The organism is Burkholderia sp. SJZ089, from assembly GCF_007828315.1.
GTDB classification, from domain to species: domain Bacteria; phylum Pseudomonadota; class Gammaproteobacteria; order Burkholderiales; family Burkholderiaceae; genus Burkholderia; species Burkholderia gladioli.
The window spans coordinates 272679-293656 of sequence record NZ_VIUM01000004.1; the positions used below are offsets into that span (position 1 = coordinate 272679).

Genomic DNA, 20978 nt, shown 5'->3' on the forward strand with positions numbered 1-20978 from the left:
GGTTCAGCTCAGGTCGTGGTCGATATGTTTGGTGAAACCGGCGCGCGTCGCGAGCGACGCGTACCAGCGCTCGAGGTTCGGCATCGGGGGCCGTTGCACACCCGGCAAGCCGAACCATCGCTTGGCGAACGCGCCGAGCACGATATCCGCGATCGTGAACGACTCGCCCTCGACGAAGTCGCGCCCGTCCAGTTGCGCGTCGAGCAGCTTCCACACCGTCGCCGCCTTGACGATATCGGCGGCGAGCTTGTCCTCGTCGCGCTCGCTGGCAGGCGTGCGGACGATCGCCCAGAACACGGGCCGCTCGGCCGGCTGCAGGGTCGACAGCGACCAGTCGAGCCAGCGGTCGATGCCGGCGCGCTCGCGCGGCGTGGAGGGATAAAGCAGGCTGGACGCGCCGTATTGCATCGCCAGGTAGCGCAGGATCGAGTTCGACTCCCACAGCACGAGATCGCCGTCGACCAGCGTCGGGATCTTGCCGGTCGGGTTCATCGCCAGATAGTCGGCCTCGGTGTTGCGCCCGAACTGCAGGCCGGCATCGATGCGTTGGTAGGGCAGCGCCAGCTCGTCGCAAATCCACAGCAGTTTCTGGACGTTGACGGAATTGGCACGTCCCCAGATGGTGATCATGTTGGTGTCCCCAGGTTTTGTGCTGCCGATCGACGGCGCGGGGCCGGCATCGTGCAGGTTCGCCATCCGCTGGGCGCGGGATGGTGCGCGTATTCTCCGGCTTTCCTGGCGGCGGTGGCAACCGGTTCGGTGAGCCGCCGATGATGGCTCCCTGGACGAGCGGCGCCTGGCGCATCAGGCTGCGAAATCCAGGCCCGAGTGCGCTCGGGCCGCCGGTTCTCGTGCGGCCTCGATTATCCATTCCGCGAACGCCCGCACCGGCCCCGCGCTCAATTCGATCGGCTCCGGAAGCACCAGGCAGAAGTTCTTGCTGACCGCCTTGCCGTCGGGCCAGGGCGCAATCAGGCGCCCTTGCTCGAGTTCGGCCTCGACATAAAGACGCGGCACCAGGGCAACCCCCAAGCCGGCAAGCGCCGCCTCGATCAGCATGGCATGCAGGTCGTAGCGCGCGCCGATCGCCGAATTGCCCAGCGCGATGCCGGATTCCTGCGCATAGATCTGCCAGGCGTGCGGATTTTGCCGCCGGTGCAGACGCGGCAGGGCATCCAGCGACCGGTCCGCGCCGGCGCGAGCGAGCAGCGCCGGACTGCAGACCGGCACCAGCACCTCCTCCAGCAGCGCATGGAGGTGCATGCCCGTCCATGCGGGATGCTCGAAGTGGATGGCGGCATCGAAACCGCTGCCCGCCAGCAGGAAGGGGTCCATGCGCTCGGCGATATGCACCGTGACGCCTGGATGCCGATCCTGGAAATGCTTGAGCCGGGGGATCAGCCAGCGGGTGGCGAAGGTCGGGATGGCGGCGATATCGATGCTGGCGCCTTCGACGGGCTGTCCCATCAGATACAGGCTGTCGCGTTCCAGCCGATCCAGCGTTTCGCGAACCTGCGCCGCGTATCTCAGGCCGTTGGGCGCGAGCCGCACCCGGTTGCCGACGCGCTCGAACAGCGCGACGCCCAGAAATGCCTCCAATCGGCCGATCTGCCGACTCACGGCGCCCTCGGTACGCGCCAGTTCCTCGGCCGCGCGGGCGAAGCTGCCGTGGCGGGCCGCGGCCTCGAAGGCCAGCAGCGCGGAGTTGCTGGGGATCCTGCGTCGCATGGAAAGCTCTCCCGGCGGAATGTGATCGATAGCAGATTGAGCAAATATCACTGAAGCGTGACTTTAACTCGTTATTCACGGCAAAGATGCCGGCTTAGCATGACATCACTGCACTGAAGCCGCCACGTCGGCGCCAGGGTGCGCATCCGTCACGAAGGACGAGCCGATGATCTATACCGTCGAATGCAGCTTTGCCGATCCAGGCAGCGAAGCCGAATGGAACGACTTCTACAGTCTTGAAAAACTTCCCGCGCTCATCTCGGTCAGCGGTTTTCATACCTCGCAGCGCTTCAGGTCGATCAGCGCGGGCTGTCCCGTCTACCTGGCCATCCATACGATCGAGGGCCCCGAGGTGCTGGGCGGGGAGGAATATCGGCGCAAGGGCGGCGGCAATTTCGCCAGATGGCAGCAGCACATCACTGATTGGCATCGCAATCTGCACGGCGATACCGGTCCGGCGCCGGCCGTCGATGCCGACGAAGTCCTGCTGCTTTGCGCAAGCGGTCCCACGCCGCTGATCCGATTGGGCGTCGTGCCCTCGGCCATGCATGCCGTGGCGCTGGATCGGGTTCCCGAGCGCCGCTGGCTCGCGGTATTGCCGCGGCACGCGGCTGCGCTGGCGGCCGGCCTTCCGGAGGGCGTTCACGCCTATGTGCCGATCACGGAACAGCTCCGGCGCGTTCCCGGCTTGCGGGCCGAAATGAACGAATAGACCCTGACGAGGAGCCTCGCGATGCCGAATTTGAGCTTCCATATCCAGGCCGAGACGATGCCGCCGGCCGCGTGCCTCGCCGCGCTTTCCCTCGACTGCATCGAACTCTGCACGAAGGTGCTCGAAGCCGAACTGCGGAACGTTCATATCGTCTATCTGGCGGTTCGGCTCGGGCACGGGCATCCCGTATTCGCCGAGCTCCGGTATCGCCACGAGCCGTTTCGCCCGCGCGCGGTCATGAACCGGTTCCTGGACGAACTGGAGGGCGCCATCGTCCGCCATACCGGACTACTCGCGCGTATTCGCTGCTTTGCCTATGTCGCGTCGGATATCTATGCCCGGAACTAGCCTTGGCAGGAGAAGCCTGATGAGCACACCCATTCTTCCGAGCCGGCAGGCCGGCGATTTCACGATCACCGCGATCAGCGATGGTTATCTCACCGCCAGCCTCGGCCTGCTCTCGAATATCGATGCGGCGCAGGCCGCCACGATGCAGGGCCAGGCCGGACAGCAAGACCTCGATGCCGTGCATATCAACTGCTACCTGATACGCACGGCGGGCCGCACGATTCTGGTCGATGCCGGGGCCGGCGGCATCCGGCAGTGGGGCGGGCGCCTGCGGTCCAATCTGTTGCTGGCCGGCATCGATCCGTCCTCGATCGACACCATCCTGCTCACGCATGCCCATCCCGACCATGTGGGCGGCCTCGTGAATCCCACCGGGCAAGCGAGCATTTCCCAATGCGGAACTGGTGGTGCATCGGCGCGAACTCGAATTCTGGCGGGACGACGGCAAGCTGAGCCTCGCCAGCGAGCGGGCGCGTTCCAACTTCCTGATTGCGCGCCAAGCCTTCACGGCCTACCAGGACCGGCTCCGGGCTTTCGACTCGGCAAACGTGCTGCCCGGGATTCGCGCGATGCCCCTGCCGGGACATACTGACGGGCACACCGGCTATCTTCTCGAATCCCATGACGGCGGCGTGCTGGTCTGGGGAGACATCGTTCATTTCCCTCATGTCCAGATCGAACGGCCGGACGTGTCGATTGCATTCGACCAGGACCCATGCATGGCGGCGAATACGCGGTCACGGCTGCTGGACATGGTCAGCTCGGAACGACTCCTGATCGCCGGCATGCACCTGGGGGAAGCCGGTTTCGCGCGAATCGAGCGCTCCGGCGGCACGTATCGCCTGCTCGACGATGCCGAGGCATGACGCGGCCCTGAACCGGCTACTATGGCTTTCCCCTCGCCAACCCCCTCCGCCCATGACCACCCTCGCCAATCGTCCCAATCTCGCGCTCGTCGTCATCGATCTGCAAAACGGCGTGGTCGCCCAGGCGCATCGGCGCGAGGAGGTGCTCGTCGTCGTCGACGGCTTGATCCGGCAGGCGCGCGCTGCCGGCATCCCGGTGGTCTGGGTCCGTCACGCCGATGCCGATCTGGAGGCCGGCAGCGAGGCCTGGCGGATCGTCCCCGAGCTGGCGCCGGCTCCCGGGGAGGCGATTGTCGAGAAAGGCTATCGCGACGCCTTCGAGGACACCGAGCTCGAACCGGTGCTGTCGCGGCTGGGCGTCGGCAGGCTGATGGTGGTGGGGGCGCAGACCGACATGTGCATCCGCTCGACCCTGCATGGCGCGCTGGTCCGCGGTTACGACGCGATGCTGGTGGGCGACGCGCACACCACGGAAGACCTCGCGCAGTGGGGCGCGCCGCCTCCGGACGCGGTGATCCGGCATACCAATCTCTACTGGGCCAATCAGAAGGCGCCGGGCCGCGCGGGCGGCGTGATCGAGAGCCGCGACGTCGATTTCGCGCGCGAGCGCGGCTGACGCCCCCTGAATGCGGTCGAAGGCGACGCGACACGGCCCGTCACCCCGAATCCGGCGGCTTCATCGACACGACTGCCCGGCGCGCTCGCTGGTGCCGAATCTCCCCCGATCATCATGCTCAAACCGATAACCGACGATATCTGGCATCTCCAGCATGCCTTCGTGGCGGCCGGCCTGCCCATCTCCTCGCGCATGACGGTGGTGCGCCTCCGCGATTCATCCCTGTGGCTGCATTCTCCGGTGCCGATGTCGGCGCAGGTGCGGGCTCAACTCGACACGCTCGGGACGGTGCGCTACATCGTGGCGCCCAACAAGGCGCATCACCTGTTCGCGGGTGCCTGCCTGGAGGCGTTTCCCGAGGCGATGCTGTTCGGCGCGCCGGGCCTGGCCGCCAAGCGCCCGGACCTGCGTGGCCTGCGTGAATTGACGCGCGAGGTGGAGCCGGCCTGGGCGGCCGATTTCGATCAGGTCTTCTTCGAGGGCATTCCGTTCGGCAACGAAACGGTCTGGTTCCACAAGGCCTCACGCACGCTGATCGTGACCGACCTGTGCCAGTGGTGGCGCGGCGAGCTGAGGTTCGCGGCCAGTGCCTTCGCCTCGATGACGGGTGTGCGCAAGCGCCTGGCCGTGCCGCGAACGGTTCGCATGGTGGTCAAGGATCGCCGGGCGGCGCGCGCGAGCGCGGATCGGATCCTCGCCTTGCCGTTCACGCGCGTGATCATGGCGCACGATGCGATCGTCGACGAGGACGCGCATCGCGCGCTCGAACAGGCGTTCGAGGCGTTTTCCGCGCGCTAGGGCCGCGAGAGCCGGTTATTCCAGGGTGGTGCCCTGTCTATTCGCCGACCCAGTTGACCGCGTCCTCGAGCGGCGCGCGCGTGGTGCGATACGCGTTGGCCGGATGCGTTTCGTCGGCGTAGCCGAAGGAGATGGCGCACACCATTCGCCGTTCCTCGCCCTGGCCCAGTTCCTGGCGGACCCGCTTCGCATACGAGGACAGCGCGGCCTGGGGAATGCTGGCCACGCCGCAGGCCTGCGCGGCCAGGATGAAATTGCTCACGTAGCAGCCGCAATCCACCGCGCCATAGACGCCGAGCGCCTCGTCGGTGGTGATCACGGCGACATGCGGGGCGCCGAACAATCGAAAATTCTCCAGCGTCTGCCGAAGATAGGCGGGCTTGTCGCCGCGCTCGATGCCCAGCGCGCCGTAGAGCTGGAATCCGCTCTCCCGGCGGCGATCCAGGTAGACGCCGCGGTATTCGCGCGGGAACACGAAGTCGGGTTCCGGCGGCGCGCCGCTCGACGCGTGCTCGTACAACACGCGCTTGAGCCGCTCGGTTCCCGCGCCGGTCGTGATCGTGACCTGCCACGACTGGCTGTTGCACCAGGAAGCGGTGCGCTGCGCCGCGGCGAGGATGGTCTCGATGATCGCGCGGGGAACCGGCTCCGGCCGGAATGCGCGACAGCTATGACGCTCGTCGAGCAGTCGACGCACGACTTCGAGCGCGTGAGGGGCGGCGGCGTGAGGCGGCAGGGCTTCCGGTTCGGAGGCGGGCATGGAGGTTCCCGGGAGAGTTGGCGTCGCATCGATTCTCGACGATCCCGATCGGCATGTCGAACGGCCGCCGCCGTGGCCATCGAATCGCCTTCATCGGTTGGCAAATGGCTGTCGATGCGATCGGGCTCCCGGGCGTCACCGCTCAGTTGGCCTGCCGTGCCGGCCGTGAAAACACGTTCACGAGATTGCCGTCGGGGTCGCGCAGCAGCAGGGAGCGGTTGCCCCAGGGCATCACGGTGGCCGGCATCACGAGCTCCGCCTGCGCCGCCCTCATGCGGGCGAACACGGCGTCGACGTCGTCCACCTCGAACTCCAGGATCGCCGACCGATTCGACGCCGCGACGGCGGCGCCGGCATTGAAGCGCTCGATCAACTGCTCGGCCGAGAGCGCCAGCGTGGCGCCCCCGAACCGTATCTCGGCGAATCCGTCGGCGAGGCGGGTGGCCTCGAGGCCGGAAAGCTGCTGGTAGAACGCGATCAGGCCTTCGAGATTCCGGGTTGCGACACGAATCGATGCGAACTTCATTGCGAGCTCCTGACGGGAAAGGGCGCCCAGTCTAGTCGGCCGCGCTGTCAGATCCTGACAGCAGGGAACGCCGATGCCGGACGGCTCGATTATTTTCAATATTTAATATTGAAATGAACGGGCTGCACCAGTTCGCAAGAATGTTGAATATGATTGAATATCTGCGCCTCGCATTGAATCGAAAACTTAATGTCTTATCTTTCCATGGCCGCACGTTGATATTGCCGATGGTTGGCGATGTCGAATGCAGAGGCGGCAATATTAAATTACCGGAGAGAAACCATGAGCAACGATTCCCATGTTCAACCGCCGAGCGGCGGGTATATCACGGATCACACCGTCGACGGCCGGCAGCGCAAGGGCGTGAAATTCATCGCGGGCTCATTCGCCTGCTACGAGCATTACGATATCGTGGTGGAAGGCAATACGTACCAGAATCCCGAGCGGATCGACAAGGAGCGCATCGTCCTGGTGCCCGCCGACGTGGATGTCACCTACAACAGCCGGATCGGCGTGTACGGCGCCAACGGGACCGAAGCGAGCCAGACGCTGTTCCTGGGAGGGGAAGTGGTACGTCCGTTTGGCGGGCGCGTCGACAATGCCGAGTCGCTGACGCGGGTGATTTTCGAGGGCGGCAACATCGGGCGTTACGCCAATTATTCAGCCGAGGTTTCGGGCAAGGAATATGGCGGCATCAAAATCATCCCCGAAAGCAATGCCGTCGAGCTTCCCTTGAAGGTGGACGAGAACGTGCAGGTGATCGTGTATGGCCACAACGATGCCGACAAGAAAATAACGGTATTCGATGGCCTGGCGGAGGCGCTGCCGGTTCACGGTTTTGTCGTTTTCCATGGATCCACTTCGACCTGCGTGATGTTCCAGAAAGGGGACATGACCAAGTACTCGGCGGGATACAAGCTCAGCTACGAGGACGGAAAATCGACCACCAAGTTTATCGGGCTGGAGCCGATTCACATTCGTTTCGAATCGGTCGGCAAGAATATCCGCACCGAAGTCAAGCTGCACTCCCTGAAGCCCGATGGCAGCGAGGACCGTCTGCTGTTCCAGGGCCGATATAACGACGACGAGCATTTCCGGGCCGAACATTCCTGAGCCCTGCAGGTGCCGGCCACGCCGCCGAACCGCGGCGCGTGGCCGGCCCGGGCCGGCGTGAATTCAGGCCTCCCGCGAGTCGGCGCCGCGTTTGCCGCGCCGATCCGCGTCGTCGTCCGCCATCGCCTTCTGCCGCAACACGAACTCGACGAAGCGCGCCGCCGCCGGATCGCCCATCTCGGCCGGATGCGCGAGATGCAGCGGCGCGGAAAAACCGGCGTCGTCGGCCAGCGGGCAGAACACCGCGCTGCGATGGTCGTAGCGGCGCATCGAGGCCGGCACCAGCGTCACGCCCAGCCCGGCCGCCACCATGTGGATGCCGGTCAGCATGCGCGGCACCTCGCGCGCGACGTGCGGCACGAAACCCTGGCGCCGGCAGGCGGCGAGAAAATCCGCATACATTCCCGGCGCGCCGGGCCGCCGAACCAGGATGAATTCCTCGTGCTCCAGCGCCTTCAGCGAGATCATCGGCGGCGGGTCGCCTTCGGCCATCGCCGTCAGCAGCCGGTGCCCGACCGGCAGCACCGCCACCATCGGCTCGTCGAGCAGCGGCTCGAAGGCGATGCCGGGCAGGGTGTCCACCGGCTTGCGCAGGAAGGCCACCTGCAGTTGCCCGTTGGCGAGCCGCTCGGTCAGCTCGGCCGCGTTCAGCTCGGCCAGCGTGATCTCGATGCCGGGGTGCGCGGCGCGAAAGCCGCGGATCGCGTCGGTCGTCATCGGGTGGAAACCGGCCGAGCTGGTCAGGCCCACCGCGATGGTGCCCAGCTCGCCGCGCGCGATCCGTCGCGCGTGTGCCACACCTTGCTGCAGGGTTTCCAGCACCAGCTCCGCGTTTTGCGCGAAGGCCCGCCCGGCCGGCGTCAGCTCCACGCCGCGCGGCTGCCGCACGAACAGGTCGAAACCGATCTCCTCCTCGAGCAGGCGAATCTGCTGCGACAGCGGCGGCTGCTGCATGGCGAGCCGCTCGGCGGCGCGGGTGAACTGGCCTTCCTCGGCAACGGCGAGGAAGTACCGCAGGTGACGCAATTCCATGCAGGGGGCTCCGGCGGGGCGATCGACCCATATTCTACATATATGGGACTACAAGGAAATCGATATTTTACATCTGGTTCGGGACTCCCTAGGATTGCGCCTGACACGTCGAACCCATATACGGCGGGGCTTTCCGGGCGACCGGGGGCAGCCGCCACGACGGCACAACAACGTCCAGGAGACCCGTTATGAAGAAGCACCACGCCGCAGCGGCCATGCTGCTTGTCGGATGCGCGTCCGCTTACGCGCAGCAGGACGAAGTCGACGAGGCCTTGCAGCTCGCGACGGGCGGCGGTGGAGGCGGCGGCAGCTCGGTCACGCTGTATGGCGTGATCGACGCGAACGTCGAATACCTGAGCCACGCGGCCAAGGGCGGCAGCGGCTCGCTGGTGCAGATGAATTCAGGCGGGATCCACAATTCGCGCTTCGGCGTGCGCGGCACGGAAGACCTCGGCGGCGGCAATGCCGCGTGGTTCGTGCTCGAATCCGGCTTCAACACCAACGACGGCACCCAGGCCACGGCCGGCACGCTGTTCAATCGCACCTCGGCGGTCGGCCTGTCGAACCGCACTTTCGGCTCGCTGTCGTTCGGCCTGCAGTACACCCCGATTTACGACATCCTGCTGCGCTACGACCCGATGTCGTTCTCGCAGCAGTACACCTGGTTCCCGACCACCGGCTCGTCGAACAACTTCTCGTTTCGCGCGCGCAACAGCAACATGGTCAAGTACGTCGGCCGTTTCGCGGGCGTTACTGCGATCGCAGGCTACAGCTTCGGCGGCGATGCAGCCTCGTTCCAGAGCAGCGCGGCCTACGGCGGCGGCCTCGACTACGACGGCGGCACCTTCGGCGCCGCGGTTGCCTACGATTACCGCAACGGCGCGGTCAATACCAGCGGCAACTTCACCAAGTCGCGCAACCTGAGCCTGTCGTTTCGCCAGGACATCGGCCGCGGCCAGCTGATGGCCGGCTACGAGCACTTCCTGACCAACCCGGCCAGCACCAAGACGGCCTCGTCGGCGCAGGCACTGTGGTTCGCGGGCGTACGCTACCCGGTGATGCGCAACCTGAAGGTGACGGCCGCCTATTACTACGACCAGGACAAGACGCCGGGCAACTCGAATACGTGGATGGGGGTGCTGAGCACGCAATACGCGCTGTCCAAGCGCACCTCGCTGTACGCGACGGTGGCCTATGCGCAGGCCACGCGCGGCAACAACGGCACGTACACGCCGGTCGGCACCACCGACGCCACGGCCTTCGGTCCGAACCAGACCGGCGTCACGCTCGGCATGTTCCACCGGTTTTGATGAATCATGATGTCGGGCCCGGGCCGCGCGCCGCGCGGCAGTCCCCAGGAGTCGTATTGATGCAAGTCCAAGCGATCACCCCTCGTGCCCTGCGAGTCGCCAGCGCCGCCGCCTTCGCGGCGCTGGCGCTCGCCGCTGCGCCGGGTGCCCGGGCCGCCGAGGCCTCGGGCGCCGCCGCGCCGCATGTCTACAACGCGCATCTGCGCCCCGTGTCGGTGATCTCCGGCACGCGGCTGCGCATCGGCACGCCGGCCGGCGCCGCCGAGTTCCCGCTCTACCTGTCGCGCGACTGGAACCAGCCGTCGCCCGAGGTGACGCGCGCGGTGATCGTGATCCACGGCAAGCTGCGCAATGCCGATCGCTATTTCGAGAGCGCGGAGAAGGGGCGCGACGCGGCCGCGGAGAAGGGCGCCGACGTCGCCGGCACGCTGCTGATCGCGCCGCAGTTCCTGGCCACGCTCGACCTGGCCGGCCGCACCGACCAGCCCGCCGACCTGCTGCGCTGGGACGCGAACGGCTGGATGGCCGGCGACGACGCGCTCGGGCCGGCGGCGGTGAGCTCCTACACGGTGCTCGACACGATCGTCGAGCGCCTGGCCGATCGCAAGCGTTTCCCGAACCTGAAGACTGTGGTGTTCGCCGGCCATTCGGGCGGCGGCCAGGTGGTGCAGCGCTACGCGGTGGCCGCGCGCGAGACCGGCGCGCTGGCACGCGAGGGCATCGCCCTGCGCTACGTGGTGTCGAGCCCGTCCTCCTATGCCTATTTCGATGGCGAGCGCCCCGGCGCCGACGGCAAGCCGGCCGCGTTCGACGCGGCCGCCTGCCCCGGCTACGACGACTGGAAGTACGGCATGGCGCATCGTCCGCCGTACCTCGCCGATCGCACGCCGGCCCAGCTCGAGGCCGCGTACGCCGCGCGCCGCGTGACCTACCTGGTGGGCGGCAAGGACGACGATCCGCAGCAGAAGGCGCTCGACCAGAGCTGCCCGGCCGAGGCCCAGGGCCCGCAGCGCGTGGCACGTGCCGAAGCCTATTTCCACTACCTGCAGGGCCGCCATCCGCAGGGGCTGAACCAGAGCCTGCACATCGTGCCGGGCGTCGGCCACAACGGTGCGCGCATGCTGAGCTCCGCCTGCGCGCTGGCGACCATGTACGACACGCCGGGGTGTGGATCATGAGCCGCATGAACCAGGTTTCCCAATCCGCCGCCGAGTCGCTCGGCCAGGACCACGCGCAGCCCGAAGCGAGCACGGCGCAGCCGGCCGCGCGCCTGTCGCCGTCGATGGTGCGCCGCGCGATCTTCGCCTCGGTGCTCGGCAACGGCCTCGAATGGTTCGACTTCCTGATCTACGGCTACTTCTCGAAGATCATCGCCCAGGTGTTCTTCCCGGCCGGCAATGCGCTGGTCTCGCTGCTGCTGACGCTGGCCACCTTCGCGATCGGCTTCTTCGTGCGGCCGATCGGCGGGATCCTGCTCGGCATCTACGCCGACCGCGTCGGCCGCAGTCGCGCGATGTCGCTGCTGATCATCTCGATGGCGCTCAGCACGCTGCTGATGGGCCTCACGCCCGGCTACGCGCAGATCGGCTATGCCGCGCCCGCGCTGGTGATCCTCGCGCGCGTGCTGCAGGGGCTGTCGGTGGGCGGCCAGTTCGCCACCGCCTCGGCGATGCTGGTGGAATACGCGCCGCCGGGCCGCAAGATGTTCTACGGCAGCTTCAACATGACGGCGCAGTCGTTCGCGCTGCTGCTGTCCTCGGGCACCGGCTACCTGCTCACCACCCAGCTCTCGCATGAGTCGCTGGTGGCCTGGGGCTGGCGCCTGCCGTTCCTGTGCGGCGCGCTGGCCGGCCCGCTGGGCTTCTACATCCGCCACAAGGTGGCCGAGTCGCCGGAATTCCAGCAGTTGCGCAAGGAGAACGCCGGCGCGCGTCCCAAGGTGCCGCTGCGCGATTTCTTCCGCGACAACGGCCGCGCCGCGCTCTGCGCGATGGGCGTGATCGCGGTGGGCGCGGCCACCAACTACGTCTGGCATTCCTATATCGCCGTCTATGTCGAGCGCCAGCTGCACCTGCCGCTGGAGGTCGCGCTGCGCGGCGCGTTCTTCTCGGGCGTGCTGAACCTGTTCCTGTTCCCGTTGTCGGGGCGCCTGGCCGATCGTTACGGGCCGTACAAGCTGTTCTACCCGATCACGATCCTGTGGATGCTGTGCGCCTATCCGCTGTTCGCCTACGTGGTGTCGGAGCCCTCGGCCTCGCGCCTGTTCACCGCGCAGATCATCTCGACGGTGTTCCTGGCGGCGATGTCGGGCGCCCACCCGGGCATGCTCGCCACGCTGTTCCCGGTGCGCAGCCGCTCCTCGGGCGTGGCGCTGTCGTACAACATCGCCGTCACGCTGTTCGGCGGCCTGGCGCCGTTCACGATCACCTGGCTGACCTCGCTCTCGGGCAGCAGCCTGACCCCCGCGTTCTATCTGATCTTTGCCGGCTTCGTGTCGCTGGCGCTGGTCGGGCTGTCCCGCCGCGGACATCCCGAGCTCGGCGCCGATACGCCGGCCACCACGAGGACCCCCGCTTGAGCACCGTGCCTGAACATGCGCATGACGAACGCGCGCCGAACGAACGGCCCGTCGACGTCGTCGCCCCGCAACACCTGACCGTCACCGCGCCGGCAGGCACCGGCGTGGTTCCGCTGTTCGCCACCGGCGAGTGGAACGCGTCGCAGCCCGGCGTCGACACCGCGGTGATCCTGCTGCATGGCCGGCTGCGCAACGCCGACGCCTACTTCAAGTTCGCCCAGCGCGCGCGCGCCGCCGCCGGCCGCAATTCCAACGACACCGTGCTGCTGGTGCCGCAGTTCCTGGCCCAGGCCGACGTCGAGGCGCATCGCCTGCCGGCCGAGACGCTGTGCTGGGACTGGACCGGCTGGATGGGCGGCGGCGAGGCGCTGGCGCCGGCGCCGGTCAGCTCGTTCGACGTGCTCGACGCGCTGCTGGCCGCGCTGGCCGATGCCGCCGCGTTTCCCTCGCTGCGCACCGTGGTGGTGGCGGGGCACTCGGGCGGCGGCCAGGTCGCGCAGCGTTATGCCGTGCTGGCGCGCGGCGAGGCGGCGCTCACGCGGCGCGGCATCGCCTTGCGCTACGTGATCGCGAATCCCTCGTCCTACGTCTATTTCGATACGCGGCGCCCCGATGCCGGCGGCGGTTTCCCGCCCTTCGACGCAGCCGCCTGCGCCGGCTTCAACGACTGGAAATACGGACTCGACGCGCTGCCGGCCTATGCCAGCGAACAGCCGGCCGCGCGCGAGCCCGGCGCCTTCGAGCATGCCTACCTGAAGCGCGACGTGATCACGCTGCTCGGCGAGCGCGATTGCGATCCGCAGCATCCGGCGCTGGACCGTTCCTGCGCGGCGATGGCGCAAGGCGCCAACCGGCTCGAACGCGGGCTGGCCTATGCGCGCTACATCGCCTCGCGCGGCGCGGCCTCGTGCACCCACGAGACGCACACGATCCCCGGCGCCGGCCACGATGCCGATGCCGTGTTCGGCTCGCCGGCCGGGATTGCCGCGCTGTTCGGCAAATCCGCCTGAGGCGTGCGCCGGACGAGCGACGCCGTCGCGGGACGGCGACGGAAAGCAGACTAAAAGCAGCAGGCCGGACGGCGTCCGGGAACCATCGACAATAATCAGGAGACCGTATGAACATGCCTCACCCGAATGCCCCGGCCGACCGGCTCGCCATGCCCGGCGCGACGGTCAAGCGCCGCGTGCCGGCGGCGCTGGTCGCGCTGGCGCTGCCGGCGATCGCGCCGGCGGCGCACGCGCAGGCCTGCAACAACCAGGCCCTGCCGGGCGGCGCGGCCTGCGTCTCGACCATCTCGGCCGGCCAGACCGTGAGCGGCACCACCATCAACAACGGCGGCCAGCAGAGCGTGCGCGGCACCGCCGCGTCCACCACGGTGTCCTCGGGCGGCACCCAGACCGTCTCCTCGGGCGGTGCGGCCAATGGCACGCTGCTCTCGGGCGGCCGCCAGATCATTTCGCGCGGCGGCCTGGCCAGCGGCACCGTGATCGGCAACGACGGCCTGCAGACGGTGTTCTCGGCCGGCTCGACGATCAATACCGTGGTGTCCTCGGGCGGCACGCAGTACGTGTCGGCGGGCGGCTCGGCGTCCGGCACGCTGGTGGTGTCGGGCGGCAGCTTCGGCGTGTCGCGCGGCGGCCTGGCCGATGCCTCGGTGGTCGGCTCGGGCGGGCTGATGCGCGTCTACTCGGGCGGCTCGGCCACCAACAGCCTGGTGGCGGGCGGCAAGCAATACGTATCGGGCGGCGGCGCGACCACGGGCACGGTGGTCAGCGCCGGTTCGCAGGTGGTGTTCACCGGCGGCGCGACCACTGCCACGGTGGTCAACGGCGGCATCCAGCTGGTGTCGAGCGGGGGCCTGGCGAGCGGCACCCAGGTCAACGCGGGCGGCAACCAGACCGTGCTGCTCGGCGGCTCGGCCGCGCGTAGCACCGTGGCGGCGGGCGGCAACCTGACGGTCGACGTCGGCGGCACCACCGCGGCCGGCCCGGTGGCCGCGCAGACGCTGGGCGGCGTCACGCTGGCCGGCACCCTCACGGTGGAGGAGAACGCGGCCGACCTGCTGACCGGCAAGGCCGCGCTGACGATCGACAGCCTCGCCATGCAGGGCGGCTCGGTGCAGCTCGCCGCGCCCAAGGGCGGCGGCTTCAAGACGCTGAGCGTCAACCAGCTCTCGGGCAGCGGCCAGTTCGTGCTGAGCACCAACGTGGGCGCGGGGCAATCCGACAAGCTGGTGGTCGCGCAGGGCACCGGCGCCTATACGCTGTCGGTGCACGATTCGAGCACGGTGCCGGCCGCCACGAACGCGCGGGTCGAGCTGGTGCAGGCGAGCGGCACCGGCGCCACCTTCTCGCTGGCGGGCGCGAGCGGCATCGACGTGGGCGCCTACAAGTTCGCGCTGCAGGACGACAACGGCAACTACTTCCTCGCCAATACCGGCCAGACCAGCGACGTGGCCTCGGTGGCGCAGGCGGCCGCCGCGACCGCGCCGATGCTGTGGATCCAGCAGCTCGAGACGGCCTTCTCCTATCTCGGCGACCTGCGCGCCGACGGCGGCCAGGGCGGCGGCCAGCTCTGGGTACGCGCCTACGACCAGCGCCTCAGGACCAGCCCCGGCGGCACCTCGACCGAGCTGACGCTGTACGGCGCGCAGATCGGCCGCGACTGGGCCGTCGCCACCACCGCCGGCACGCTGCACGTGGGTGCCACCGGCGGCTACGCGCAGGCCAACGAAACCTTCGACGGGCTGGGCAACGGCAGCGCGCGCCCCTGGAACATCGGCGCCTACGCCGGCTTCGTCACGCCCTCGGGGCTGTTCGCCGACACGGTGGTGCGCTACCTCGGCTTCAAGCAGTCGCTGGGCGTCACCACGGCCGGCAACCAGGCCTCGGGCGACTACGCGCAATCGGGCTACTCGCTGTCGCTCGATGCCGGCAAGCGCTGGCAGTTCGGCGGGCGCTGGTGGGCCGAGCCGCGCGTCGAGCTGACCTATCAGCACGACGGCGCCGTGAACTACCAGACCTCGCTCGGCACGCCGGTGATGCTGGCCTCGAAGTCGCTGGTGCTGGGCGGCGCGGGCGCGCGCTTGGGCACCTCGTTCGCGGTGGGCGACCTGAAGCTCGATCCCTACGTGGGCGTCGAGGCGATGCACATCTTCAATTCGGGCCTGTCCGACACGATCGGCGGCAGCGCGCTCGGCGTGGCCTTGCCGAAGACCTGGGTCAGCGCCGATCTCGGCGTGGGTGCCTCGCTGACGCGCCACGTGCGTGCCTGGGGCGCCTTCGGCTACGGCAAGGGCCACGACTATTCGCAGCCCTGGGCCGTGACGCTGGGGATCAGCTATGTCGACTGACGCGCTGGAAGTGCGCCGCCGCACGGCGTCGATCATCGAGGCGGCGATGTCGGCCGTCTCGGCCTCGGCCGCCGGCGCGCTGCCGCGCGCGGTGGCCGCCGGTTCCGTGAGCAGCCTGCCGGCCGGCGCTCGGGATCTGCCGGCAGTCCCGACCCAGGCGGCGCGCGCGACGCCCGCCGTGATCGGCGATCCGCGCATGCCGGTGGTGGCCGTGCCGGTCGGCCCAGCGGCGGCGTCGGTCGAGGCGCGCGGCCCGGCCGGCACCGCCGATGCGCCGCCCGAGCCGGTATTCGAGGGCGGCCCGGCGGCGATCGTCGATCCGGGCGCGCCGGTGCTAGAAGGGCCGCACGGGATCCGCTACGACTTCAACTACGGCTGCCGCGTGCAGGTGCCGGCGGGGCCGTGGCGGGTGCGCCTGCTCGACCTGGACGCCGACGTGGTGCTGTTCGACGAGCTGGTGGACGACGGGGTGGTCAGCAGCACGAAGAAATATTTCGTGCGTTTTCGCATCGAGGTGCTGCGCGACGAGGAACTGGTGTTCGAGCATGACTACGACGCTTGCGGCCAGCGCGTCTACATGCGCCTGCCGGTGGGCACGCTCGGCGACATCCTGGCCTGGTTCCCCTACGTCGACGAATTCCGCCGCGTGCACGACTGCCGCGTGTCGGTCTCGATGGGCCAGGCGCTCTGGTCGCTGTTCGAGGACGCCTATCCGGAGCTCGACTACGTGCGTCCCGACGAGGAAGCGAAGGCGCTGGCCGGCGCCTATGCGAGCTACTACCTCGGCATCTTCTTCCCCTGCGACGACCGCACCCACCAGCCGACCGACTTCCGCGTCAGCGGCCTGCAGAAGACCATTCCCTACCTGCTCGGGCTGATGGCTGTCGAGCGCCGGCCGCGCATCGCCGTGCGCGATACCACGCGCCTGATCGCCGAGCCCTACGTGGTGATCGCCGCGCAGTCCTCCTCGCAGTGCAAGTACTGGAACCACCCGACCGGCTGGTACGAGCTCGTGAAGTTCCTGAAGGCGAGCGGCTACCGCGTGCTCTGCATCGACAAGCAGCCGGCGCACGGCGAGAAGCTGATGTGGAACCTGATCCCCTACGGCAGCGAGGATTTCACCGGCGACCTGCCGCTGCAGCAGCGCGCCAGCCTGCTGCTGCATGCCGATTTCTTCATCGGGCTGTCGAGCGGGCTGTCGTGGCTGGCCTGGGCGCTGGGCAAGCCGGTGGTGATGATCAGCGGCTTCACGCATCCGCTCAACGAGTTCGAGACGCCGTGGCGCGTGATCAACTATCACGTCTGCAATAGCTGCTGGAACGATACCTCGGTGGAGTTCGACCATCGCGACTTCGCCTGGTGTCCGCGCCATGCCGGCACGGATCGCCAGTTCGAGTGCTCGCGCCTGATCACGCCGGGGCAGGTGATCCGCACCGTCAGGAGCCTGATGACGAATCTCGATCTCGATCGGCGCCGGGTGGTGGCACCGCGGGACGCGGCGGCGAAGTAGGGCGATCGGCCTATACTGGCGGCTCGTTACGATTCCCAGCCAGCCCAGCCGCCGTGTCGAAGTCGCCCATCCCCCCGTCCAGTTCCGCCACCGAGCCCGCCGACGATCCGCGCCCCGAGGCGCCCGTGCCGCCCGAGCTCGAGGACTGCTGCCAATCCGGCTGCTCGCCCTGCGTGTTCGATCTGTACGACACCGCGCTCGAGGCGTACAAGGCCGCGCTCGCGGCATGGCGCGAACGCCATCCGCAAGCGCAGCCCTGAAGCGGGCCGCCGGGCGCGTCGCGCTCAGAACCACTCGCGATAGCGCCGCACGTAGATCGTCTTGACGGTCTGCGCCAGCACGATATACCCGAGCATGGTGGCCGCGAGCCACAGCCAGTAGCTGCCCGGCAGCCGCACGAAGCCCAGCGCGTTCGCGAACGGCGAGAACGGCAGCCAGCAGCCCAGCGCGATCGCGGTGACGGTCGAGAGCAGCACCGGCAGCGCGGCCGTGCTCTGCAGGAACGGGATCCTGCGGGTGCGCAGCAGGTGCACCACCAGCGTCTGCGAGACCAGGCTCTCGATGAACCAGCCCGAGTTCATCACCACCTGGCCGGCGGCGCCGCCTTGCGCGTGATACAGCGCGCCCGCGCCGAACACGAACCACATCAGCAGGTAGGTGCTGACGTCGAACACCGACGAGGTGGGCCCGATCCACAGCATGAAGCGGCCGATGTTGCCGGCTTCCCACTTGCGCGGCTTCTTCAGGAACTCCGGGTCCATGCGGTCCCAGGGCAGCAGCAGTTGCGAGGTGTCGTAGATCAGGTTCAGCACCAGCAGCTGGGTGGCCAGCATCGGCTCCCAGGGCAGGAAGGCGCTCGCGATCAGCACCGAGAACACGTTGCCGAAGTTCGAGCTGGCCGTCATGTTCAGATACTTGAGGATATTGCCGAAGGTCTCGCGGCCCTTCACGACGCCGGCCTCCAGCACCATCAGGCTCTTCTCGAGCAGGATGATGTCGGCGGTTTCCTTGGCGATGTCGGCGCCGCTGTCCACCGAGATGCCCACGTCGGCGTCGCGCAGCGCGGGGGCATCGTTGATGCCGTCGCCGAGGAAGCCGACCGTGTGGCCGTTGGCCTGCAGCGTGGTGACGATGCGCGACTTCTGCATCGGCGTGAGCTTGGCGAACACGGTGGTGCGCTCCACCGCCTCGGCCAGCGCCGCGTCGTCGAGCGCGTCGATCTGCGCGCCCAGCAGCGGCACGCCGGTCGCCAGCCCGACCTGGCGGCAGACCTTCAGCGTGACGGTGGGATGGTCGCCGGTGAGCACCTTCACGGCCACGCCGTTCTCGCGCAGCGCGGCCAGCGCCGGCGCGGCCGAATCCTTGGGCGGATCGAGGAAGGTCAGGAAGCCGCGTACCACCAGGTCGTGCTCGTCGCTGCCGCGGTATTGCTCGCGCGCCTCGGCCGCGGCGATCGTGCGGGTGGCGATCAGCAGCACGCGAAAGCCGTCCTCGCTGTAGGCATTGGCCTGCGCGACCAGGCGCTCGCGGGTGGCGGCGTCGAGCGCTTGCGGCAGGCCGTGCTCGTCCTGGAAGCGCGTCGACACCGCCAGCATCTCGTCGACCGCGCCCTTGCAGATCAGCAGGTGCGCGCCATGCGCGTCGCCCACCACCACCGACAGCCGGCGCCGCACGAAATCGAAGGGCAGCTCGTCGATCTTGCGATAGCCGAAGGGCTTGGCGCGATCGCCGAGCGCATCGGCGCGCGTCACGATCGCGATGTCGATCAGGTTCTTCTGGCCGCTCTGGTGCACGCTGTTGAGCCAGGCCAGGCGCAGCACCTCGTCGTCGCGCTGGCCGCGCAGGTCGAGGTGGTGCTCCAGCAGGATGTCGTCCTGGGTGAGCGTGCCGGTCTTGTCGGTGCAGAGCACGTCCATCGCGCCGAAGTTCTGCACCGCGTTCAGGCGCTTGACCACCACCTTGCGGCGCGCCATCGCGATCGCGCCGCGCGCGAGGTTGGTGCTGACGATCATCGGCAGCATCTCGGGCGTGAGGCCCACCGCCACCGCCAGCGCGAAGGTCATCGCGCCGAGCCAGTCGCCCTTGGTCAGGCCGTTGATCACGAACACCACCGGCACCATCACCAGCATGAAGCGGATCAGCAGCGCGCTGACGCTGGCCACGCCGCGGTCGAAGCTGGTTTCCACGCGGCGGCGGCCCGTCACGTTCTTCGCCAGCGCGCCGAACACGGTGCGCTCGCCGGTGGCGATCACCAGCGCGGTGGCGGTGCCGCTCACCACGTTGGTACCCATGAAGCAGACGTTGGCGAGGTCGAGGGGGGAGCCGGCATCCGTGCTGCCTGCGTTGCCCGTATCGACAGCATCGCCGGCCGTCTCGGCTGCCGCTGCCGGTGCCTCGGCCGACTTGCCGGCCACCGCGCCGAGCGTGTCGTATTTCTCCACCGGCAGCGCCTCGCCGGTCAGCGCGGCCTGGCTGATGAAGAGGTCGCGCGAGGCGAGCAGGCGCACGTCGGCCGGCACCATGTCGCCGGCCGACAACTGCACGATGTCGCCGGGCACCACCTCGCGGATCGGGATCTCGCGCAGCATCGGCTCGGTGCTCGCGGCGGGCCGGCGCCGGACCATGGTGGTGGTGCGCACCAGCGCCTTGAGACGATCGGCGGCGCGCAGCGAGCGGAATTCCTGCACGAAGCGCAGCACCGCGCTGATGGTGACCATGCTCAGCAGGATCGTCATGCCGACATAGTCGCGATCCTCGGGCGCGGCGAACCAGACGTCGGTGCAGAAGCTGACCGCGGCCAGCACCAGCAGCACGTAGACGAAGGGATTGTGGAACGCATGCAGCAACTGGCGCAGCCAGTGCGGCGGGCGATCGTGCGCGATCTCGTTGGCGCCGTGCTGGGCGAGGCGGTCCTCGGCCTGCGAGAAGGTCAGGCCGCGCGCGCCGGTGTGCAGGCGGGCGAGCACGTCCTCGAGCGAACGGCTCGCCTCGGCGACGATCGGCGCGGTGGCCGGGGAAGCGGCGCGCTCTCGCGCGCCGGGCTGGACGAAACCGCGCTGGCGGTTGCGGCGAAGGAATCTGAGTGTCATCTAACGCTCCTGGTGCCGCGCATGACGGCGCGCGGCGAGCGTCGGGCGCGGCGATCAGCGCGCGCAGGCTCCCCGCCGCGTCGCGTCCTGCGCGTTCGGCTGCTTGGATCGGAATTCGGGGTGGCCCGCCGGCGCGACGGCCGGCGCCATCGCGAGGAGGATCGGCATCGACGCGCCGGCGGGCCGTAATGGACCACCGGGGCTACTGTCGCTATCCATCTGGACTCCTGTCGATTGGGGCAGGGCGCGTGCCCTGCCATGGGCGGGATCGAGGTTCACGCCGCCGAAGGGCGGCTTGCCATGTGCGTGTCGGCGGGCTGCGGCGCGCGCCGCTGACCGGCGCCTCGCGACACGCGCCAGCGGCATGCCATGGCGGTGGCGAGGACGAGCAGCTGCGTGCCGGGCCGAAGGCTCGGCGGCATCATGCGCGATCTGGAAAAAGCGGGGAAATCAGGCCGGCTTGGCCCGAGGAACGCCGCATCCCGAGGCCCGGGATACGGCGGGAGACGAACTCCGTGGGTATGCCTCAGGCGATGGGGAAGCCGGTCGAGGACCGACTATGACTACTCGCATCAGGGTTCACGGAAACGCTCCGGTCGTGAGAACGGGGCGATGGTAATCGGCCCGCTTACGCAGC

General features: G+C 68.5%; 18 protein-coding genes and 1 pseudogene. 13 read left to right on the top strand and 6 right to left on the bottom strand.

Annotated features, from left to right (window positions below):
- Nucleotides 1-3: 3 nt before the first annotated feature.
- Nucleotides 4-630, bottom strand: coding sequence for a glutathione S-transferase family protein (locus FB600_RS09490; protein WP_096752832.1), 627 nt, complete (start codon nucleotides 628-630; stop codon nucleotides 4-6).
- A 174-nt stretch (nucleotides 631-804) separates the two neighbouring features.
- Nucleotides 805-1728, bottom strand: a complete 924-nt coding sequence (locus tag FB600_RS09495; RefSeq protein WP_046574446.1) for a LysR substrate-binding domain-containing protein — start codon at nucleotides 1726-1728, stop codon at nucleotides 805-807.
- Nucleotides 1729-1894: 166 nt separating this feature from the next.
- Here FB600_RS09495 and FB600_RS09500 point away from each other — a divergent pair, with 166 nt between their 5' ends.
- From FB600_RS09500 to FB600_RS09520, 5 genes and pseudogenes are all read left to right on the top strand, one after another.
- Nucleotides 1895-2440 carry a sugar ABC transporter gene (locus tag FB600_RS09500; RefSeq protein WP_098152090.1) on the top strand — a complete coding sequence of 182 codons (546 nt, stop codon included), beginning with the start codon at nucleotides 1895-1897 and terminating at the stop codon, nucleotides 2438-2440.
- A gap of 21 nt (nucleotides 2441-2461) precedes the next feature.
- Entirely contained in the window at nucleotides 2462-2788 is a 327-nt protein-coding gene (locus FB600_RS09505; RefSeq protein WP_145756635.1) for a hypothetical protein, read from the top strand.
- A 19-nt stretch (nucleotides 2789-2807) separates the two neighbouring features.
- Nucleotides 2808-3654 (top strand): annotated as a pseudogene (locus tag FB600_RS09510) (MBL fold metallo-hydrolase).
- Between the two features lie 52 nt (nucleotides 3655-3706).
- Nucleotides 3707-4270 (top strand): isochorismatase family protein, encoded by a 564-nt coding sequence (locus FB600_RS09515; protein ID WP_145756637.1) that lies wholly within the window; start codon nucleotides 3707-3709, stop codon nucleotides 4268-4270.
- A gap of 114 nt (nucleotides 4271-4384) precedes the next feature.
- Nucleotides 4385-5068 carry a DUF4336 domain-containing protein gene (locus FB600_RS09520; RefSeq protein WP_227744010.1) on the top strand — a complete coding sequence of 228 codons (684 nt, stop codon included), beginning with the start codon at nucleotides 4385-4387 and terminating at the stop codon, nucleotides 5066-5068.
- Nucleotides 5069-5105: 37 nt separating this feature from the next.
- Here FB600_RS09520 and FB600_RS09525 read toward each other — a convergent pair whose 3' ends face one another.
- Both FB600_RS09525 and FB600_RS09530 read right to left on the bottom strand, forming a co-directional pair.
- Nucleotides 5106-5828, bottom strand: coding sequence for a nitroreductase (locus FB600_RS09525; protein ID WP_105820906.1), 723 nt, complete (start codon nucleotides 5826-5828; stop codon nucleotides 5106-5108).
- 142 nt (nucleotides 5829-5970) lie between these two features.
- Nucleotides 5971-6354, bottom strand: a complete 384-nt coding sequence (locus FB600_RS09530; protein ID WP_098182815.1) for a VOC family protein — start codon at nucleotides 6352-6354, stop codon at nucleotides 5971-5973.
- A 282-nt stretch (nucleotides 6355-6636) separates the two neighbouring features.
- Between FB600_RS09530 and FB600_RS09535 the strand changes: the two genes are divergently transcribed.
- A complete protein-coding gene (locus FB600_RS09535) occupies nucleotides 6637-7467 on the top strand; it encodes a hypothetical protein (RefSeq protein WP_098152102.1) in 831 nt (276 codons plus the stop codon).
- Between the two features lie 63 nt (nucleotides 7468-7530).
- On the opposite strand, the gene FB600_RS09540 is transcribed toward FB600_RS09535, so the two are convergent.
- A complete protein-coding gene (locus FB600_RS09540; protein ID WP_145756641.1) occupies nucleotides 7531-8499 on the bottom strand; it encodes a LysR family transcriptional regulator in 969 nt (322 codons plus the stop codon).
- 188 nt (nucleotides 8500-8687) lie between these two features.
- Here FB600_RS09540 and FB600_RS09545 point away from each other — a divergent pair, with 188 nt between their 5' ends.
- From FB600_RS09545 to FB600_RS09575, 7 genes are all read left to right on the top strand, one after another.
- The gene (locus tag FB600_RS09545) at nucleotides 8688-9809 is read left to right on the top strand and encodes a porin (protein WP_145756643.1); all 1122 of its coding nucleotides are present in this window, start codon (nucleotides 8688-8690) and stop codon (nucleotides 9807-9809) included.
- Nucleotides 9810-9868: 59 nt separating this feature from the next.
- On the top strand, nucleotides 9869-10987 hold the full coding sequence (locus FB600_RS09550) for an alpha/beta hydrolase (RefSeq protein ID WP_096750914.1): 1119 nt from the start codon (nucleotides 9869-9871) through the stop codon (nucleotides 10985-10987).
- A gap of 104 nt (nucleotides 10988-11091) precedes the next feature.
- Entirely contained in the window at nucleotides 11092-12387 is a 1296-nt protein-coding gene (locus FB600_RS09555) for an MFS transporter (RefSeq protein ID WP_227742841.1), read from the top strand.
- Nucleotides 12384-13397, top strand: a complete 1014-nt coding sequence (locus FB600_RS09560; protein WP_145756645.1) for an alpha/beta fold hydrolase — start codon at nucleotides 12384-12386, stop codon at nucleotides 13395-13397. The genes FB600_RS09555 and FB600_RS09560 overlap by 4 nt, the downstream gene beginning before the upstream one ends.
- Before the next feature lie 107 nt (nucleotides 13398-13504).
- Nucleotides 13505-15742: an autotransporter outer membrane beta-barrel domain-containing protein gene (locus FB600_RS09565; protein ID WP_145756647.1), complete on the top strand. Its 2238-nt coding sequence runs from the start codon at nucleotides 13505-13507 to the stop codon at nucleotides 15740-15742.
- Nucleotides 15732-17252 (top strand): autotransporter strand-loop-strand O-heptosyltransferase, encoded by a 1521-nt coding sequence (locus tag FB600_RS09570; RefSeq protein WP_145756649.1) that lies wholly within the window; start codon nucleotides 15732-15734, stop codon nucleotides 17250-17252. Before FB600_RS09565 ends, FB600_RS09570 begins: the two co-directional genes overlap by 11 nt.
- A 53-nt stretch (nucleotides 17253-17305) precedes the next feature.
- The gene (locus FB600_RS09575; protein ID WP_036032167.1) at nucleotides 17306-17512 is read left to right on the top strand and encodes an oxidoreductase-like domain-containing protein; all 207 of its coding nucleotides are present in this window, start codon (nucleotides 17306-17308) and stop codon (nucleotides 17510-17512) included.
- Nucleotides 17513-17536: 24 nt separating this feature from the next.
- On the opposite strand, the gene mgtA is transcribed toward FB600_RS09575, so the two are convergent.
- Complete coding sequence (gene mgtA, locus FB600_RS09580) at nucleotides 17537-20341, bottom strand: magnesium-translocating P-type ATPase (RefSeq protein ID WP_145756651.1); 2805 nt, start codon at nucleotides 20339-20341, stop codon at nucleotides 17537-17539.
- Between the last annotated feature and the right edge of the window lie 637 nt (nucleotides 20342-20978).

What these genes read in the sequence shown, in the direction of transcription:
- FB600_RS09490 (WP_096752832.1), bottom strand. Translation starts at nt 630, where the DNA reads ATGATCACCATCTGGGGACGTGCCAATTCCGTCAACGTCCAGAAACTG.
- FB600_RS09495 (WP_046574446.1), bottom strand. Translation starts at nt 1,728, where the DNA reads ATGCGACGCAGGATCCCCAGCAACTCCGCGCTGCTGGCCTTCGAGGCC.
- FB600_RS09500 (WP_098152090.1), top strand. Translation starts at nt 1,895, where the DNA reads ATGATCTATACCGTCGAATGCAGCTTTGCCGATCCAGGCAGCGAAGCC.
- FB600_RS09505 (WP_145756635.1), top strand. Translation starts at nt 2,462, where the DNA reads ATGCCGAATTTGAGCTTCCATATCCAGGCCGAGACGATGCCGCCGGCC.
- FB600_RS09515 (WP_145756637.1), top strand. Translation starts at nt 3,707, where the DNA reads ATGACCACCCTCGCCAATCGTCCCAATCTCGCGCTCGTCGTCATCGAT.
- FB600_RS09520 (WP_227744010.1), top strand. Translation starts at nt 4,385, where the DNA reads ATGCTCAAACCGATAACCGACGATATCTGGCATCTCCAGCATGCCTTC.
- FB600_RS09525 (WP_105820906.1), bottom strand. Translation starts at nt 5,828, where the DNA reads ATGCCCGCCTCCGAACCGGAAGCCCTGCCGCCTCACGCCGCCGCCCCT.
- FB600_RS09530 (WP_098182815.1), bottom strand. Translation starts at nt 6,354, where the DNA reads ATGAAGTTCGCATCGATTCGTGTCGCAACCCGGAATCTCGAAGGCCTG.
- FB600_RS09535 (WP_098152102.1), top strand. Translation starts at nt 6,637, where the DNA reads ATGAGCAACGATTCCCATGTTCAACCGCCGAGCGGCGGGTATATCACG.
- FB600_RS09540 (WP_145756641.1), bottom strand. Translation starts at nt 8,499, where the DNA reads ATGGAATTGCGTCACCTGCGGTACTTCCTCGCCGTTGCCGAGGAAGGC.
- FB600_RS09545 (WP_145756643.1), top strand. Translation starts at nt 8,688, where the DNA reads ATGAAGAAGCACCACGCCGCAGCGGCCATGCTGCTTGTCGGATGCGCG.
- FB600_RS09550 (WP_096750914.1), top strand. Translation starts at nt 9,869, where the DNA reads ATGCAAGTCCAAGCGATCACCCCTCGTGCCCTGCGAGTCGCCAGCGCC.
- FB600_RS09555 (WP_227742841.1), top strand. Translation starts at nt 11,092, where the DNA reads ATGGTGCGCCGCGCGATCTTCGCCTCGGTGCTCGGCAACGGCCTCGAA.
- FB600_RS09565 (WP_145756647.1), top strand. Translation starts at nt 13,505, where the DNA reads ATGAACATGCCTCACCCGAATGCCCCGGCCGACCGGCTCGCCATGCCC.
- FB600_RS09570 (WP_145756649.1), top strand. Translation starts at nt 15,732, where the DNA reads ATGTCGACTGACGCGCTGGAAGTGCGCCGCCGCACGGCGTCGATCATC.
- mgtA (WP_145756651.1), bottom strand. Translation starts at nt 20,341, where the DNA reads ATGACACTCAGATTCCTTCGCCGCAACCGCCAGCGCGGTTTCGTCCAG.